Raw genomic sequence first — 16,203 nt, forward strand, 5'->3', positions numbered from 1 at the left:
AGGATCGGCAGCGGCAATGACGGTGACAGAGGACAGTCCGGCGGCGTACGAAAACATCCCGGACGACCAGGACGCCACCCAGACGTTCGGCCCCGGCATCGACCCCGACCGCATGGCCGTCTGCCTGAGCGTGCTCGACGAGCTCGACAAGCTGGACGTCGACCACCCCGACGCCATTGCCGTACGCCGCGCCACCGCCGGCATCTACCGCACCGTGAAGCAGCGCCGCCGCCAGGAGCGCCGCGCCGCCAAGACCGCCCACGACAGGGCGGTCACCCACGCCACCGCCACCGGCTCCGCCGAGCGCATCGACGACGAGACCCAGGGCGTCCTGCCGTCCTCCTCGGCCACCGCCGAGATCGCGGGCATACTCCAGCGCCCCCGCTCCTGCTACATCTGCAAGACCCGTTACGTCGAGGTCGACGCCTTCTACCACCAGCTCTGCCGGCCCTGCGCCGCCGAGAACCGCTCCCGCCGCGACGCCCGCACCGATCTGACCGGCAAGCGCGCCCTCCTCACCGGCGGCCGCGCGAAGATCGGCATGTACATCGCGCTGCGGCTGCTGCGCGACGGCGCGCACACCACCATCACCACGCGCTTCCCGAACGACGCGATCCGCCGCTTCAAGGCGATGCCGGACAGCGACGAGTGGATCAACCGCCTCAAGATCGTCGGCATCGACCTGCGCGACCCGGCCCAGGTCGTCGCGCTCGCCGACTCGGTCGCGGCCGAGGGCCCGCTCGACATCCTGATCAACAACGCCGCGCAGACCGTACGCCGCTCCCCGCGCGCGTACAGCGAGCTGATCGGCGCCGAGTCCGCCCCGCTGCCGGCCGGTGAGCTCCCGGCCGCCGAGGTCATCGGCGCCTTCGGCTCCGGCGCCCAGCTCGCTCTGCCCACGGCCCGCCCCGAGGGCCTCACCGCCCAGCAGGTCACCGATCTGGCGCTGGTCACGGGCTCGACGTCGCTCGCCAGGATCGAGGCGGGTACGGCGATCGACGCGGGCGGGCTCGTACCGGACCTGGACGACACGAACAGCTGGATCCAGACAGTTTCCGAGGTCGACCCGGTCGAGCTGCTCGAAGTGCAGCTGTGCAACTCGACGGCGCCGTTCATTCTGATCAGCCGGCTGCGTCCGGCGATGTCCGCGGCCGCCGCCAAGCGCAAGTACGTCGTGAACGTCTCCGCGATGGAAGGCGTCTTCAGCCGCGGCTACAAGGGCGCGGGCCACCCGCACACCAACATGGCCAAGGCCGCGCTGAACATGCTCACCCGTACCAGCGCCCAGGAAATGCTGGAGTCCGACGGCATCCTGATGACCGCCGTCGACACCGGCTGGATCACCGACGAGCGCCCGCACCCGGACAAGATGCGGCTCGCCGAGGAGGGCTTCCACGCCCCGCTCGACCTGATCGACGGCGCCGCCCGCGTCTACGACCCGATCGTGCGCGGCGAGGACGGCGAAGACCTGTTCGGCGTCTTCCTCAAGGACTACGCCCCCGCCAACTGGTAGGAAGCGGAAGCTACTTCACCAGTCCGGTGCGTGACGCCCCCGTCGGGGCCCTACGCACCGGACTGGTGCGTTGCGGCCACCCTTTCCAGTACCGGCCGCCAGTCCTCCATCTCCCCGGCGTCGAGGCCGACGACCTTCCCCGCGTCGTCCGCCTGGCGCAGCGTCACCGCTGCCTCGGCATGCGGGTCCTGCGCGAACGCGGCCGCCTCGCCGGGCGTCATCGCCCCGCCCTGGAGCCCCAGCGTCAGCTCGCTCTGCCGCGACAGCGGGCGCCCCGGCTCCGCCGTCGCCAGATAGCGCTTCGCGGGCACGTGCAGCTGTACGAGCTGGAGCTCCTTGTCGCTGGGGTGTGAGCGACGCAACAAATGTGCGGTTTGCGGGGCGCGGGCCTGCGGTTGAACGGGGCAGGAAGGGCGGTGGGCCGAAAGGTGACGTAACCCATCGAGAACCATCGAGCGGAACCGCGCTCATATGGGTACTCTGGTGGGCACGGACAGCCTCACCAAGGCCACTCCAATGTGAGTAAAACGGCGCCACCGCGACCGAACTGCCCCAACTTTCCTGACCCGCCGGGCGACCGGTCGCTGCCTGCCAAGGCCGAGGCGATATGTCCGACGGGTTACGCGACACAGAGGAGTGCGCGGTGACGCCAGAGATGACGAAGCAGGACAAGCGGTCTCATGAAAGCGGTGAACGGGCCGGCCAAGCCCGCCGCCGAAGGCCCGACGAACTGGGCAGCCTCGAAGTGTGGTCCCGCTCCGCCCCCATCAGGCTGGCGGGGTACGAAGAGGACCTGGCGGAGCCGCACATCCTGCCAGGAATCGACTGAGCGAACTCTGAATGAGTCGGCTTCCCCCTGCCGGACCGACCCGGTCCGGCAGGGGGAAGCCGACATTCAGGGTGCGGCCGGGGGTTCCACCTCCAGGAAGCGGCGTCGGCGCGGCCCGCGGTACAGCAGGGCCGTCCAGCCGAGGCGGCCCAGCTCGGCGGCGCACCCGGTCAGGGCCTCCTGCTCGTCCTGGGCGGCGCCGCTCCCCGGCGGCCCCAGCCACTCCACGCGAGCCGTCCCAGGGCGTTCGCCCGCGCTGACGCGGTAGCCGGTCGCGGTGCGCGCGCCGGACTCGTTGATGGCGGAGGGGGCGATGCCGGCCGCCTCCAGGGCCAGGGCCACGGACCGTACGACCTGATGGAGCTCCCAAGGCGCGGGGACGGCCTCCGGGGCGTCGGTGCCTGTGTTCGTCAGGCGCCTGATCTGCATCAGCCCCTCGAACGCCACCCGCACCTCGGCGGCCCGCCGCTCCTCGGGCACGGCGAGCTCAGGCCCGTCACCGGTGGCCGCGTCGAACGCTCCCGCCGCCATGGTCCCCGCCCGCCTCCCCGCATTCCACTCCAGATGAACGGCCGATTCTGTCAGGGCGACGCTCTGCGGGCGAGAGCCATCGGCGGCCGGAAGTCGCGGACCAGCGTGCGGTGCCACCACGCATGGGTGTCCCGCAGTTCGCGCCAGGTGGTGAAGCGGTAGCGGTAGACCCGGGCCCGGACATGCGTGGGCGGGGCATCGGGGAAGGGATTGACGCGCAGCAGCCGCAGCGTCGCCGGGTCGCCCGTCAGCAGCCGCTCGACGAACGGGTCGAACCAGGAGTAGGCGTACGCGGGGGAGAGCGCCGCGAACCACATCATCCAGTCGAGGCGCAGATGGTACGGCGCGAACTGGCGCGGCAGTCTGTGCGGATCGCCGGGCTTGCCCTTGAACTCGTACGCGCGCCACACCGTGCCCCGGTGCACCACGGGTTCGTCCGTACCCTCGACGACGATCTCCTGGCGGACCCGGCTGATGCTCCCGAAAGCGCCGTACGCGTTGACCAGATGGAGTGGATCGTACGAACGGTTCATCGCCTGGCGCCGCGAGAACAGATTGCGCGCGGGCCGGTAGCTGAGGGCGAGCAGCAGCGCGGTGACGGCGATGACCAGTACCTCGTACCAGAGCGGGGAAGCGGGAAGGGCGGGCGAGGTGACCCACGGCGAGAAGTCGATCACGGACACCGCAAGGGCGATCGTCAGCCAGTTCAGCCAGGCGAAGTTGCCGGAGAGCACCAGCCACAGCTGTGTCAGGATCATCAGGCCGGCCGCCGCGCCCGCGACCGGCGGCGGTGTGAAGAGCAGCACGGGGACCAGCAGTTGGGTCACGTGGTTGGCCGCGACCTCCACCCGGTGGAAGGGCTTCGGGAGGTGGTGGAAGAACCAGCTCAGCGGGCCCGGCATCGGCTGCGTCTCGTGATGGAAGTCCAGGCAGGTCAACTTCCGCCAGCAACGGTCGCCGCGGATTTTGATCAGCCCGGCGCCGAACTCGACCCGGAACAACACCCAGCGCAGCAGCCACAGCACCAGCACGGGTGGTGCGGTGCGTTCGTTGCCGAGAAAGACGGCGAGGAAACCGGCCTCCAGGAGCAGGGACTCCCAGCCGAAGCTGTACCAGGTCTGCCCGACATTGACGATGGACAGGTACAGCGCCCACAGGGCCGCCCACATCAGCATGGCGGTCCACAGCGGCAGTTGGTCGGCCGCGCCCGCGACCAGCGCCGCCGCGAGTGCGGCGCCCGCCCAGGCGCACGCGGCGAAGAAGCGGTCCGAGTAGTGGAGCCGGAAGAGCGTGGGAGCCTCGCGCCACGGCATCCGCCGCAGATACGCGGGCACCGGCAGGATGCCCCGGGAGCCGATGAGCGCACGGAACTGCAGCGCCGCCGTGAGGAAGGCGACCAGGTACACGGCGGCCAGCGCCCGCTGGAAGACCAGCCGGCTCAGCCAGTAGTCGGGCTCCGTGAACCACTCCATTACGCCCATTATCGGCGTATCGGCGTATCGGCGCCCGGAGGCTCAGGCGGCGATCCGCCGCAGGGTCCTGCCGAGCCGGCGGGCGTACCAGAGCTGGCAGGCGGGCACGACAGGTCCGGCGAGCCGGCTGTACCAGCGGGCCGGGCGGCTGAAGGCGGTGACGGTGAACCACACCGTCCCGTCGTCCGCGAGCTCCACGACGAACGACTCCTCGCCGCGCTCCGGGTGCCGGCCGGTCGTCCCGTACGCGAAGCCTGTCCTGTCGTTCTCGTACGCCGTCCAGACCACCTCGCAGGGGGCTGCCAACCGCAGTGGCCCGGCGCCGAGCGAGACTTCGACGGCCACGCCGGGCTCGGCCCGCGCCGCGTCCGTCCGCACCTGTGCGCCCGACGCCCGGTGCAGCCGCCAGGTGGTCACGGCCGTGCCCGCCGCTTCGAAGGCGGCGCGGCCGGTGCCGACGGGCACGCGGTGGCGAAGGTGGTGGTAACCGGCGGGCAGGTCGGTGTCCTGCCGGGTGGCGCCGACCTCGGGGTAGGTGAAGGTGCTCATGCGGTGGTCTCCTTGTGTTCGATTCGTTGCCAGGCCAGCAGCGCGCAGAGCGCGAAGCCGAGGGCGTTGCCGAGGCCGTGGGTGGCGGCCATCCAGGTCAGGCTGGGGTGCGGGATGCCGGTCGCTTCGCCGAGCGCCCAGCTGAGGGCGAGCAGCATGGTCGCGACCAGGACGGCGGCCGAGACGGCGAGCAGGGTGCGGGTCGTCCGGTCGTGCCCGTCGCCGCGTACGTCCTGCCAGGTCAGCAGCGCCACCGCCCACATGCCGGCGGTCAGTACGAGCGCTCCCGCGAGTTCGGCCCAGTCGTCGATGAAGTACCCGGCGAGAACCAGCATCGTGCCGAGCGGCACACTCAGTGCCGCGAACCGCCCGGCGGCGCGGCCCGGGGACACCCGGCTGACGAGCCCCGCGACCAGCGCGGCGGCGAAGCCCGCGAAGTGGAAGTGCGGCACGGTGAGCGCCAGTATTTCGAGGTCGAAGCCGAAGAGTTCGTGCCCCGAGCGCTCGGCGACCAGCGCGAGCCCGGCGACCGACGGTGTCGCGAGGGCGGTGAGCACCGCGATCTCGGCCGGGGCGAGGGAGCGCGTACGGGCCAGCCGCGCCGGGGCGTGCAGTGCGAGAGCGAGCGTTCCGGCGGCGTACACCGCTGCGAGCGCGGTCGCCACCCCGCCGCGCGGCAGCCACAGGGCGACGGCCCCGGGCGCCGCGAGCAGCGGCCACAGCCGACGGATCCGGCTGGGCCCGGGCGAATGGACGAGCCGCAGTCCCAGGGGAACGACGACGAGCATGCCGAGCATGACGATCAGGTTGACCAGCACGGACACCGCGGAACCCCCAGAGTTGAACCTGTTCAAATCAATCTCGCGATGACCATACGGTTTCTTTTGAACGCGTTCAAGTCTTCGTTCCCGGGAAGCTTCCGCTGGCTCCGGTCCACCGGGCGGGCGCAGACTTGAAGAGAGGTCCGTCGCGCGCCCCCTTCGGGCACAGACGGAAGGAGACGTTCATGCATCCCCTCGCTTTCGCCGGCGCCGCAGCCGGCCGGCTCGCGCACTACGCGGTCTCCGGAGTGGTCGGCGGTCTGATCATCCGAGGAGCGTCCAAGCGGCTTCCCGACGCGAAACCCGTCGCCCGCAAAGCCCTGGTGGGCGGCATCGCGAACAGCATCGTCGCCGGCCGCTGGGTGGCCTCGGCGGCCGAAGAGGCCCGTCTCAAGGCCGGGGACATGCTCGCGGAGGCCCGGACCAGCCTGGGCGAAGAAGTCCCGCCGCCCTCGGCGGTCAAGGTTGACAACCACGACCACGGACACGAGCACTGACATGTCGGCCGTGGTCGTGTGCTCCGTGGCCGCCGGCCGGGCGCGGCTGACCGTTCCCTGGGTACGAGCCCGCCCCGGCAGCGCGGGACTCGTCGACGAACGCCTGACCGGCATCAGCGGCTTCCGCGCGCTGCGGATCTTCCCGCGTACCGGCAGCGTCGTGATCTGGGTCGAGCCGGACCGCCTGGACGTCGAGCGTCTGGTGGCCGCGCTCGAAGAACCCCCACCCGCGTCCGCACCGGCCACGCCCACCCGGTCGGTACCTGACTCGTCCACCGGCGAGGTCGCACGGCTGGTCGTCGGAGGCGCGGTCCTCGCGCTCGTCGCGCTGCGCCGCCTGCTGCGCAGACCACGGATCACCCTCGGCTCCTCGGGCTTCCTCGGCGCGGTCACGCTCTTCACCGGCCTCCCCTTCTTCCGGGGCGCCCTGCGTTCGCTGCGCGGCCGGAGTTCTCCGGGGACGGACACCCTCGTCACCGCCGCCACGGTCATCTCACTGGTGCTGCGCGAGAACGTCGTGGCCCTCACCGTGCTGTGGCTCCTGAACATCGGCGAGTTCCTCCAGACCCTGACCCTGCGCCGCACCCGCCGTGCCATCGAGGAACTGCTCACCATCGGCGAGGAGCGTGTCTGGCTCGTACGGGAGGGAGTCGAGGTCGAGGTCGCACTGGAGGACGTCGAGCCGTTCGACGTGGTCTCCGTGTACGAACACCACCGGATCCCGGTCGACGGACACGTGGTCTCGGGCGAGGCCCTGGTGGACCAGGCGGCCGTCACCGGCGAGGCCCTGCCCGTGTACGCCCGTACCGGCTCCCACGTCTACGCAGGCACCATCGTCACCTCCGGTTCGCTCCACGTCCGCGCCACCTATGTCGGGCCGGACACCACGGTCGGCAGGATCATCAGCCGCGTCGAAGAGGCCCAGGCGGACCGGGCGCCGATCCAGACGGTCGCCACCCGCTTCACCCAGCGCTTCGTTCCCGTGTCCTTCGCGCTGGCGGCTCTCACGTACGTCTTCACGCGCGACGCGAGACGCGCGATGACCATGCTGCTGATCGCCTGCCCGTGCGCGGCCGGTCTGGCCACGCCGACGGCCATCAGCGCGGCCATCGGCAACGGAGCGCGCCGGGGAACGCTCATCAAGGGCGGAACGCACCTGGAGGGCGTCGGACGGGTCACAGCAGTCGTGTTCGACAAAACGGGCACGCTGACCTTCGGGCGGCCCCTGGTCACCAGCGTGGTCACCCTCAGCGACAGGTTCAGCGCCGACGAGGTACTGAGCCTGGCCGCGTCCGGGGAACTGCACGCCAGGCACCCGCTCGCCCAGGCCATCGTCGCCCGTACCGAGGAACAGCATTTGCACGTTCCCATCCACCAGGCCTGCGAGGTCGTTCTCGGGATGGGCATGCGGGCCGAGCTGGACGGTACGCGCCTGCTGGTCGGCAGCCCGGCTCTGCTGCGGCAGCACGGCGTCGAGCTGACCGATGAGGCGCAGGGCTGGACCGAACGGCTGCGGGGCGGCGGCGAGACGGTCATCTGCCTGGCCCACGACGACGATCTGATCGGCATGCTCGGCGTGTCCGACGCCGTACGGGCCGGCGCCGAAACCGTCATCGGACAGCTGCGGGACCTCGGTGTGTCGCGTCTGGTGCTGCTCACCGGGGACGCGCCGGAGACCGCGCAGGTCGTCGCCGACGCACTCGGCATCACCGAAGTGCACGCGCACGCGCTCCCGGAAGGCAAGCTCCAGCTGATCCGCGACCTCCAGGCCGAGGGCCACACGGTGGCGATGGTCGGCGACGGTACCAACGACGCCCCCGCCCTCGCCCTGGCCGATGTGGGGATCACCATGGGTGAGCACTCCTCGCACGTGGCGCTGGAGACAGCCGACATCGCTCTCGCCGGGAACGACCTGCGACAGGTCGCCGCCGTCGTCGAACTCAGCCGCCACACGCTGCGCGTCGTACGCCAGAACTACGGCCTGGCGATCGGCGTCAACCTGCTCGGTCTGCTCGCCGGCGCCGGAGGGACCATGAACCCCGTCCTCGCCGCACTGCTGCACAACACCAGCAGCATCGCCGTCGTCGGGAACTCGGCCCGGCTGGTCAACCACACCCCGCACCTGCCGCGCGAGACCGAGGAACGGCTGAGAGCCGCCCCCCTGGAGGCCCGCCGCGTGCGGTGAGGATCGCCTGGTACGCCGTGGGCAGACCCGCGTGCACCGCGCCCGGCAGGGTGGGCGTCTTTCCGGGGTGGACAGTGCCGTGGCTGCGACCACTGCCCACCCCGGGGCTCGTGGGCCCACGCCGCCAGGCGGCTCCTACCGGGTGCGCGGGCTCAGCGCCACACTATATGAAAATGGCTTCCATGTTCAACGGCGCGCCCAAGATCCCCGCACTGTCCCGCATGCGCGCGTCCCACGCTGCCCCTAGCGTGGCCCCATGGACGCGGGCGCAGGGGGCGGCGAGGCGGCGGAGGACTGCCGCTGCTGGGAGCGGAAAGGGGGTGTGGCGTGCTGCTTTTTCGAGGTGTACGGGCCCGAGCTCGGCCTCGGCGGCTTCGACTGGGATCTCGACAGCGGCCTCATGCGGATGGACGCGTCCGCCCTCGCCGTTTTCGACACGCCCCCTGACGAATACTCCGGCCGTCCGGAGGATCTCGGGGTCCGCGTGCCGCCCGCCGAGGGCGCCCGCCTCGACGCCCTGGTCTCCCAGGCGCTGAAGAACGGCAGTGCCACGTACGGCGCCTACTTCCGTATCCGCCGCCGCGACGGCACCCTGCGCTGGACCCACACCCAGGGCTGCGTACGCCGCGACGCCACCGGCAGGCCGCGCCGCATCATCGGCGTCGTCCGCGACGCCACCCAGGAGCTCGCCGACTCCACCGACCGGCTCGAACACGACGCGGAGCGCCGCCGCAGGACGAGCGTGGTCCAGGGCACCACGGCCGCCCTCGCCCACGCGCGCACCGTCAAGGACGTCATCGACGTACTCAACGACTCGCAGGGCCTGGAGAATCTCGGGGCCACCAGCCTCGTGATGGGGCTGGTCGAGGCGGGCCGCATCCATCTCGTCGCCGACGGCCCCGACGGCTCCTTCGTGCCCGGCACCCGCTACACCCGGATCGAAGAGCAGTACCCGATGAGCGAGGTGGTCCGTACCCTCGCGCCCCGCTTCATCGAGTCGCCGGAGGACTTCGCCACCTCCTATCCGGTCCTGTGGCCACACATCCGGGGGCTCGGCATCACCTCCGCCGCCTATCTGCCGCTCATCGCCCAGGCCCGCCCGGTCGGCGCGCTCGGCCTGCTCTACGGCGACCGGATCGGGTTCACCTCCGACGAACGCAACGTCCTGATCGCGCTCGGCAGCAGCATCGCCCAGTCCCTCCAGCGAGCCATGCTCTTCGAGCAGGACAAGGACCTGGCCGCCGGCCTGCAGCAGGCCATGCTGCCGCGCCGCATCCCCTCCGTCCCCGGCGCGCAGATCGCCGTCCGCTACCGCTCGGCCCGCCTCGGCCGCGACATCGGCGGCGACTGGTACGACGTGATCCCGCTGCCCAACGGACGCGTCGGCGCGGTCATCGGCGACGTACAGGGCCATGACACGCACGCCGCCGCCGTCATGGGACAGCTGCGCATCGTGCTGCGCGCGTACGCCGCCGAGGGCCACACCCCCGCGACGGTGATGGCCCGCGCCTCCGTCTTCCTGCACGAGCTGGACACCGACCGCTTCGCCACCTGTACGTACGCCGAGACCGACCTGACCACCGGAGTGGTTCAGCTGGTCCGGGCAGGGCACATCGACCCGCTCGTGCGCCACGTCGACGGCACCTGCCGCAGGCTGCCCGCCGCCGGCGGCATGCCGCTCGGCCTCTCCGCGGAGTTCGGACAGCTCGAATATCCGGTCACGACGGTCGAACTCGACCCCGGCCAGACGCTGCTGCTGTGCACCGACGGGCTCGTGGAGCTCCCGGGCGCCGACCTCGACGACGGCATGCGGATGCTCTCCACCCTCGTCCGCACCGGGCCGCGCGACCTCCAGCAACTGGCCGACAAGCTCTGCGAAGTGGTCGACGAGCGGGGCGGCGAGGACGATGTGGCGCTCCTGCTCCTGCGCCGCGCGGGCGCGGACGTGCCGCAGACCGGCGGGCGCCTCCAGCAGCATGTCGCGCAGAACGATCCCGAGGCGCTCAGCTCGGCGCGGCACATGGTCCGTGCCGCGGTACGGGCGTGGGGCGCCCGGGAGCGTGCGGACGAGATCGAGCTGGCCGCCGACGAACTGATGACCAACGCGCTGATGCACACGGACGGCGCGGCCGTCATCACCGCCCGCGTGCTGGCCGGGGCGGAGCGCAGGCTGCGGATCGAGGTCGAGGACCGCTCCAGCGCGCTGCCGCGTCGGCGGGATGCGGGGGAGGCGGGCGTGTCGGGGCGGGGGCTGATGCTGGTGGACCGGCTGGCTGACGTGTGGGGCGTGGAGTCGCGGGGGAGCGGCAAGTGTGTGTGGTGCGAGTTTGTCGTTCCCGACCGGCTTTGAGCGCTCCTGACCGTACCGTTCGGTAACGGTCCGTGGTCCAGACGTACTTGACCGTAACCGACCGTTCGGGATTGACTGCGGCTCTCCACCGGCCTCCGACGACGTGAGGGCTCATTGAGCACCGAGCTTCTGGCACCTCTTGATCTGGCGTTCTGGCACCTCGAATCCACCGAACATCCCATGCATCTCGGCGCGCTCGCCTTCTTCGAGGGCGGAGGTGAGAGCAAGGGTGACGGGGAGTCCGTAGCGAAGCTGCTTGCCGAGCGGGCCGCCGCGATCCCCCGGCTGAGAATGCGCGTACGCGCCGTCCTGCTGCCCATCGGCGGCGCGGCCTGGTCCGCGGCCAAGGACTTCGACGTGCGCCGCCACGTCCGGCAGATCAGGCTCCCCGACGGCGACTTCGCGGCCCACGCCACCCACATCGCCGGGGAACTGATGGAACAGCCGCTCGAACGGGGCCTGCCGCCCTGGGAGATGTACGTCCTGACCGCCGCGGAGTCGGGCACGTTCGCCGTACTGGTCAAGCTGCACCACGCCCTCGCCGACGGCATGCGTGCCGTCGCCATCGGCGCCGGCATCTTCGACCAGATCGCGGGCGCCGGAGCGGCCGGCGCCAGGCGCGAGCGCAGCGTGCCGCCCCGGTCGTGGCTGCCGGGACCGCACCAGGTGGTGGGCTTCGCCCGCGACCGGCTCGAGGAGGTGGGCCGGGCGGTCGGCATCGGCGCGTCCGTGATGCGGGCCAGCAGGTTCGACCTGTGGGGGGCGAGTGCCTTCGCGGCGGGGTCCAGCGGCACGCGGCGGCTCGGCACCGCCGTGCTCGCCCTCGACGACGTACTCAAGATCCGCAGGGTGGCCGGCGGGACAGCGAACGATGTGCTGCTCGCCGTCGTCGCCGGCGGTCTGCGCCGGTGGATGCTGGAGCGCGGCGAACAGCTGCCCGGCGCCGACCCGCGCGCCCTGGTGCCGGTGTCCCGGCGCCGCCCCGGGAGCGGCGCGGCCTCCGCCTCCGGCAACAAACTCTCGGCGTACCTCGTGGGCCTGCCCGTCTCCGAGTCCGACGCCTGGGCGCGGCTGGCCTCGGTGCGCCGGGCCATGGACCGCAACAAGGCCGAGGGGCCGGGGCGCGGCGCCGGAGCGGTCGCCGTACTCGCCGACCACCTCCCGCCGCTCGCCCACCGGTTCGGCGCCCCGATCGCGGGCAACGCGGCCCGCATGCTCTTCGACGTACTCGTCACGAGCGTGCCGCTGCCCCGCTCCACTCTCTCACTGGGCGGCAGCCCGCTGAGCGCGATCTACCCGATGGCCCCGCTGGCCCGCGGCCAGTCCCTGGCCGTCGCCCTGACGACGTACGGCGGCCAGGTGCACGTCGGTCTCGTCGCGGACGCCAAGGCGGTCCCCGACCTGGACCGGCTGGCCGGGAGCATGACCGAAGAGCTGTCAGCCCTGCTGCGGGCCGCCACGGGCTGAGGCAGGCTGGGAACATGCCTGAGCTGCCGGAAGTCGAAGCGCTGAGGGAATTCCTCGACGAGCACCTGGTCCGCCGGGAGATCGCACGGGTCGTCCCGGTCGCGGTCAGTGTCCTCAAGACGTACGACCCGCCGCCCTCGGCGCTGGAGGGTGCCGCGGTCACCGCCGTCGGCCGGCACGGCAAGTTTTTGGACATCGCAGTCCTCGACATCAGTGCGGGCGGCGGCCTGCACCTGGTCACCCACCTCGCCCGGGCCGGCTGGCTCCGCTGGAAGGACGACCTGCCGGCCGAACCGCCGCGCCCGGGCAAGGGGCCGCTCGCGCTGCGCGTCGCCCTGGCGGACGGCGCGGGCTTCGACCTCACGGAGGCCGGCACGAAGAAGAGCCTCGCCGTGTACGTCGTACGCGACCCGGCAGACGTGCCGGGCATCGCCCGCCTGGGCCCCGATCCGCTGGCCGACGACTTCGGGCGCGACCGGTTCGCGGAGCTGCTGCACGGGGAACGGCGCCAGCTCAAGGGCGCGTTGCGCGACCAGAGCCTGATCGCCGGGATCGGCAACGCGTACAGCGACGAGATTCTGCACGCGGCGAAGATGTCCCCCTTCAAGCCCGTCGCGAACCTGTCCGAGGACGAGATCACCGTCCTGTACGAGGCGCTGCGCGCCACCCTTGCCGAGGCCGTCGAGCGCACACGCGGGGTCGCGGCGGGGCGGCTGAAGGCGGAGAAGAAGAGCGGGCTACGGGTCCACGGCCGGACGGGGGAGCCCTGCCCGGTCTGCGGCGACACCATCCGAGAAGTGTCGTTCAGCGACTCGTCGTTGCAGTACTGCCCCACCTGCCAGACGGGCGGCAAGCCGCTGGCGGACCGCAGGCTGTCGCGGCTGCTCAAGTAGCACCGGTGGGCGCGGGCGCCATGGCGTGTGAGTGCGCACAGTTCGCACGGGGACGGTTGTCCGGTACGGGCACCAGCCGTCGGGCGCAGCACCGTGCGCCCCGCACGGGCATCGTGCGTTCGGTACGCTCGCCGTGCGTCCGTGGCTGGGCCATGTGCGTCGGGCCGAGCATCGCCGGCCGCCTCGCGCGGCCGCCACACGCCCGGCGCGGCGTCGTGTGTCCGGGCCTGCACGACGGCCTGCGTTCCGCGCGGGCGTAATCCTTCCGCCGCGCGCATACAGCCCGTCCGGCGATTGAGGACAAGCGAGGCCGGAGGCCGCGCAACCGTGCCTCGTGCCTCGTGCCTCGTGCCCCGCGCCCCGCGCCCCGCGCGTTACGCCTCGATCGTGACCAGGCGCCTTCCGTCCAGCGTGCGGACCTCGAAGCGGTCGATCTCGGCGCCGCGCAGTGCCGCGCCTCCCTCCGTGCGCAGCGGTTCCTCGTGGCCCTCGACGCCCGGCATGCCGTAACCGCCCTCCGGTACCGCCCAGGTCGTGACCGTCTGCTCCTCACCGTCCTTGCCGACGGCGATCAACTCGCAGGTCAGCGGCCCTTTGACCCGGGCGAGTTCGACCCCCACCCCCGACCCCCAGCCGCGCTCCCTCAGCGCGACCGACGCCCAGACGCCGGAGGCCGGGTCGGTGGCGGCGTACCGCTGCACCGTGCCGTCGCCATCGCCCCCGGCGGCCCCCGGCTGAAGAGCCAGCGCCGCCGCCGGACCGGCGATGATCAGCGCAGCCGCCGCGGCGACCAGCCGCATCCGGCGCCTGCCGCGCTGCCGGCGCCCGGCCTCCACCCTCTCGAGCAGCCGGTCCAGCAGCCCGGGCGTGGGCCGCTCGGCCAGCAGTACGTCGGCGCCCGCGCCGGGATGGGCGTACGCGGCCAGCGTCGACTCGAGCGCGGCGAACTCGCTGAGCCGCACGGCGCACGTCGCGCAGTCGGCCAGATGTTCCTCGAAGCGGAACGAATCGGCTGGATCGAGGACGCCGAGCGCGTACGCTCCGACGTCCCGATGCCGCTGGTTCGTGCTCATGGGGCAATTCCTAGGGTCTCGCGTGGTTCGTGGGGTAACCGACCGGTCATCCTCAGGTACGCAATCCATGGGGTTTCTGCTCACGCGAAGAGGCAGAATGTGCGGGTGACAGGTGGGCACGTGGAGCTGCTGCTGGGCGCGTACGTCCTCGACGCCCTGCCGGCCGCCGAGGACGCGGAGGTCGCCTCCCACCTCGGACAGTGCGACCTGTGCCGCACCGCCTACCTCGAAGTGGCCGACGCCGCCGCGCTGCTCGCACTGTTCTCGGCCGACGACCTGGCGGCGGGTCCCGACGGCGTCTGAAGGCAGTCGCGAACCGGACCCGTATGTCCAGGTCACCCGACCTGCTCCTACACTCCGGACCATGCTGCGTGCACTGGCTGTCGACGACGAACGACCGGCGCTGGAGGAACTCCTCTACCTGCTGCGCGCCGACCCCCGGGTCAGCAGCGCCGAAGGGGCCACCGACGCCACCGAGACGCTCCGCCGGATCAACCGCGCACTCGACGCGGGACCGGACGGCGACGACGCCATCGACGTCGTCTTCCTCGACATCCACATGGCCGGACTCACCGGCCTCGACGTAGCCAGACTCCTCGCCGGTTTCGCCCGCCCGCCGCTCATCGTCTTCGTCACCGCCCACGAGGGCTTCGCCGTCCAGGCCTTCGACCTGAAGGCCGTCGACTACGTTCTCAAGCCGGTACGCCGTGAACGCCTCGCCGAAGCCGTACGCCGCGTCTGCGACCAGGTCGACGCACACCCGGCCCCCGCAACGGCGTCACCCACGACCGTGCACCCGCAGACCGCCGCCGACCAGATCCCCGTCGAACTGGGCGGCGTCACCCGCTTCATCCCGATCGACGACATCGCGTACGTCGAGGCGCAGGGCGACTACGCCCGCCTCCACACGCCCGCCGGCAGCCACCTCGTCCGCATCCCGCTCTCCACCCTGGAAGAGCGCTGGGCTGCCCGCGGCTTCGTCCGGATCCACCGGCGCCACCTCGTCGCCCTCGGCCGCATCGACGAACTGCGGCTGGACGCGGGGGCGACGACCGTACGCGTCGGCGATGCCGAGCTCGCGGTGAGCCGCCGGCACGCGCGCGAGCTCCGCGACCTGCTGATGCGCCGGGCACGCGGCTGACGCCCCAACGCCGACCGCTGACCTGGCGCGGGCCGCCGTTCAGCGCCGTACAGCTGCCGCCTGCCGCACCTGATCCGCCGACGGCCGTACGGCCCCCGCGCACCGCCTACGCTCGGTCGGGCCACCCGTCACAAGGAGCCCGGATGTCCGAACTCGACGCGCTGCTGGAGGAACTCCGCGGCCTGCCGCCGACCCGGCCGTCCGACGCGCGCGACCTCGAAGCGCTGCTGACCAGGGTCAAGAGCGCGGCAGGCCGCTGGGCCGATGTGCTGGACGAGGTGCGGGAGTCCGCACAGAGCATCGCGGGCCCGCGCACCGCCGCCGCGCTGGAGATCGCCTTCCGCAGGGCCGAGGAATCGTACGTCGAGCTGGAATTCGCGCTGAACGACTGCGGCCGAAGCGGCCAAAAGCCCTCCCGTTGACCCTACCGACCGTAATCACCGCTGCGTAGACTCGCGCCGATGTCCGCAGATCAGCCGCTCCCGGATCAGCCGTCCCCGGATCAGCCGCCGCCCCGCCGCGAAACCGTCACCGGCGTTCCCCGCAGCGCCCGGCGTCCCCCCGGACATGCCCCGGCGCGCTCCGAGATCTCCGAGCAGACGACCCTGGGTGCGACGTACGTACGCTCCCTGATGCGCAGCCAGCTGCGAACGGCGCTGATCTCGCTGGGCGCACTCGTGCTGCTCGTCGGCTCGCTGCCGCTGCTGTTCTCGCTCCCGGAAGTCTTCTCCGCCTCCGACCTGCCGTCGCCCGCGCCCTTCGTCTGGGCCGTGCTCGGCGTGGCGGTCTACCCGGTCATGTGGCTGATCGCCCGCTGGTACGTCCGGCGCGCGGAGCGCAACGAGCGCGCGTTCAGCAAGCTCGTCGAAGGGCGCTGACCGC

General features: G+C 71.9%; 17 protein-coding genes. 11 read left to right on the forward strand and 6 right to left on the reverse strand.

Going from position 1 to position 16,203, the window contains the following annotated elements; genetic code table 11:
- Positions 1-16 precede the first annotated feature (16 nt).
- Positions 17-1,513: an SDR family NAD(P)-dependent oxidoreductase gene (locus ABZX79_RS05740; protein ID WP_355252148.1), complete on the forward strand. Its 1,497-nt coding sequence runs from the start codon at positions 17-19 to the stop codon at positions 1,511-1,513.
- A 50-nt stretch (positions 1,514-1,563) separates the two neighbouring features.
- Here the strand turns inward: ABZX79_RS05740 and ABZX79_RS05745 are convergent, their stop codons facing one another.
- Positions 1,564-1,878: a hypothetical protein gene (locus tag ABZX79_RS05745; protein ID WP_355252151.1), complete on the reverse strand. Its 315-nt coding sequence runs from the start codon at positions 1,876-1,878 to the stop codon at positions 1,564-1,566.
- Positions 1,879-2,156: 278 nt separating this feature from the next.
- On the opposite strand from ABZX79_RS05745, the gene ABZX79_RS05750 reads away from it, so the two are divergent.
- Entirely contained in the window at positions 2,157-2,342 is a 186-nt protein-coding gene (locus tag ABZX79_RS05750) for a hypothetical protein (protein WP_355252154.1), read from the forward strand.
- Between the two features lie 66 nt (positions 2,343-2,408).
- On the opposite strand, the gene ABZX79_RS05755 is transcribed toward ABZX79_RS05750, so the two are convergent.
- The 4 genes from ABZX79_RS05755 to ABZX79_RS05770 are packed head-to-tail and all read right to left on the reverse strand — an operon-like array spanning position 2,409 to position 5,718.
- Entirely contained in the window at positions 2,409-2,873 is a 465-nt protein-coding gene (locus ABZX79_RS05755) for a hypothetical protein (RefSeq protein WP_355252156.1), read from the reverse strand.
- A gap of 50 nt (positions 2,874-2,923) precedes the next feature.
- Positions 2,924-4,345, reverse strand: a complete 1,422-nt coding sequence (locus ABZX79_RS05760; RefSeq protein ID WP_355252158.1) for a lipase maturation factor family protein — start codon at positions 4,343-4,345, stop codon at positions 2,924-2,926.
- Positions 4,346-4,387: 42 nt separating this feature from the next.
- Positions 4,388-4,894 (reverse strand): DUF1990 domain-containing protein, encoded by a 507-nt coding sequence (locus tag ABZX79_RS05765; protein ID WP_355252161.1) that lies wholly within the window; start codon positions 4,892-4,894, stop codon positions 4,388-4,390.
- Positions 4,891-5,718 (reverse strand): YndJ family protein, encoded by an 828-nt coding sequence (locus ABZX79_RS05770; protein ID WP_355252164.1) that lies wholly within the window; start codon positions 5,716-5,718, stop codon positions 4,891-4,893. Before ABZX79_RS05770 ends, ABZX79_RS05765 begins: the two co-directional genes overlap by 4 nt.
- Before the next feature lie 182 nt (positions 5,719-5,900).
- Here ABZX79_RS05770 and ABZX79_RS05775 point away from each other — a divergent pair, with 182 nt between their 5' ends.
- The 5 genes from ABZX79_RS05775 to ABZX79_RS05795 all read left to right on the forward strand — a co-directional run bounded on the left by ABZX79_RS05775 (position 5,901) and on the right by ABZX79_RS05795 (position 13,107).
- The gene (locus ABZX79_RS05775; RefSeq protein WP_355252167.1) at positions 5,901-6,212 is read left to right on the forward strand and encodes a DUF1490 family protein; all 312 of its coding nucleotides are present in this window, start codon (positions 5,901-5,903) and stop codon (positions 6,210-6,212) included.
- Between the two features lies 1 nt (position 6,213).
- Positions 6,214-8,397, forward strand: coding sequence for a cation-translocating P-type ATPase (locus ABZX79_RS05780; protein ID WP_355252170.1), 2,184 nt, complete (start codon positions 6,214-6,216; stop codon positions 8,395-8,397).
- A gap of 256 nt (positions 8,398-8,653) precedes the next feature.
- The gene (locus ABZX79_RS05785) at positions 8,654-10,747 is read left to right on the forward strand and encodes a SpoIIE family protein phosphatase (protein WP_355252173.1); all 2,094 of its coding nucleotides are present in this window, start codon (positions 8,654-8,656) and stop codon (positions 10,745-10,747) included.
- Between the two features lie 114 nt (positions 10,748-10,861).
- Positions 10,862-12,214, forward strand: coding sequence for a wax ester/triacylglycerol synthase family O-acyltransferase (locus ABZX79_RS05790; protein WP_355252175.1), 1,353 nt, complete (start codon positions 10,862-10,864; stop codon positions 12,212-12,214).
- Between the two features lie 14 nt (positions 12,215-12,228).
- Positions 12,229-13,107 (forward strand): DNA-formamidopyrimidine glycosylase family protein, encoded by an 879-nt coding sequence (locus ABZX79_RS05795; RefSeq protein ID WP_355252178.1) that lies wholly within the window; start codon positions 12,229-12,231, stop codon positions 13,105-13,107.
- Between the two features lie 374 nt (positions 13,108-13,481).
- On the opposite strand, the gene ABZX79_RS05800 is transcribed toward ABZX79_RS05795, so the two are convergent.
- The gene (locus ABZX79_RS05800) at positions 13,482-14,180 is read right to left on the reverse strand and encodes a zf-HC2 domain-containing protein (protein ID WP_355252181.1); all 699 of its coding nucleotides are present in this window, start codon (positions 14,178-14,180) and stop codon (positions 13,482-13,484) included.
- Between the two features lie 105 nt (positions 14,181-14,285).
- Here ABZX79_RS05800 and ABZX79_RS05805 point away from each other — a divergent pair, with 105 nt between their 5' ends.
- The 4 genes from ABZX79_RS05805 (at position 14,286) to ABZX79_RS05820 (ending at position 16,199) form a co-directional block, all read left to right on the forward strand.
- Positions 14,286-14,483 (forward strand): zf-HC2 domain-containing protein, encoded by a 198-nt coding sequence (locus tag ABZX79_RS05805; protein ID WP_355252184.1) that lies wholly within the window; start codon positions 14,286-14,288, stop codon positions 14,481-14,483.
- Between the two features lie 61 nt (positions 14,484-14,544).
- Positions 14,545-15,321: a LytTR family DNA-binding domain-containing protein gene (locus ABZX79_RS05810; RefSeq protein ID WP_355252187.1), complete on the forward strand. Its 777-nt coding sequence runs from the start codon at positions 14,545-14,547 to the stop codon at positions 15,319-15,321.
- A 143-nt stretch (positions 15,322-15,464) separates the two neighbouring features.
- Positions 15,465-15,743: a hypothetical protein gene (locus ABZX79_RS05815; protein WP_214975742.1), complete on the forward strand. Its 279-nt coding sequence runs from the start codon at positions 15,465-15,467 to the stop codon at positions 15,741-15,743.
- Positions 15,744-15,782: 39 nt separating this feature from the next.
- Positions 15,783-16,199: a hypothetical protein gene (locus ABZX79_RS05820; RefSeq protein WP_355252191.1), complete on the forward strand. Its 417-nt coding sequence runs from the start codon at positions 15,783-15,785 to the stop codon at positions 16,197-16,199.
- The last annotated feature ends 4 nt before the right edge of the window (positions 16,200-16,203 follow it).

It is taken from the genome of Streptomyces sp. NPDC002994, assembly GCF_040611155.1.
Lineage (GTDB): Bacteria > Actinomycetota > Actinomycetes > Streptomycetales > Streptomycetaceae > Streptomyces.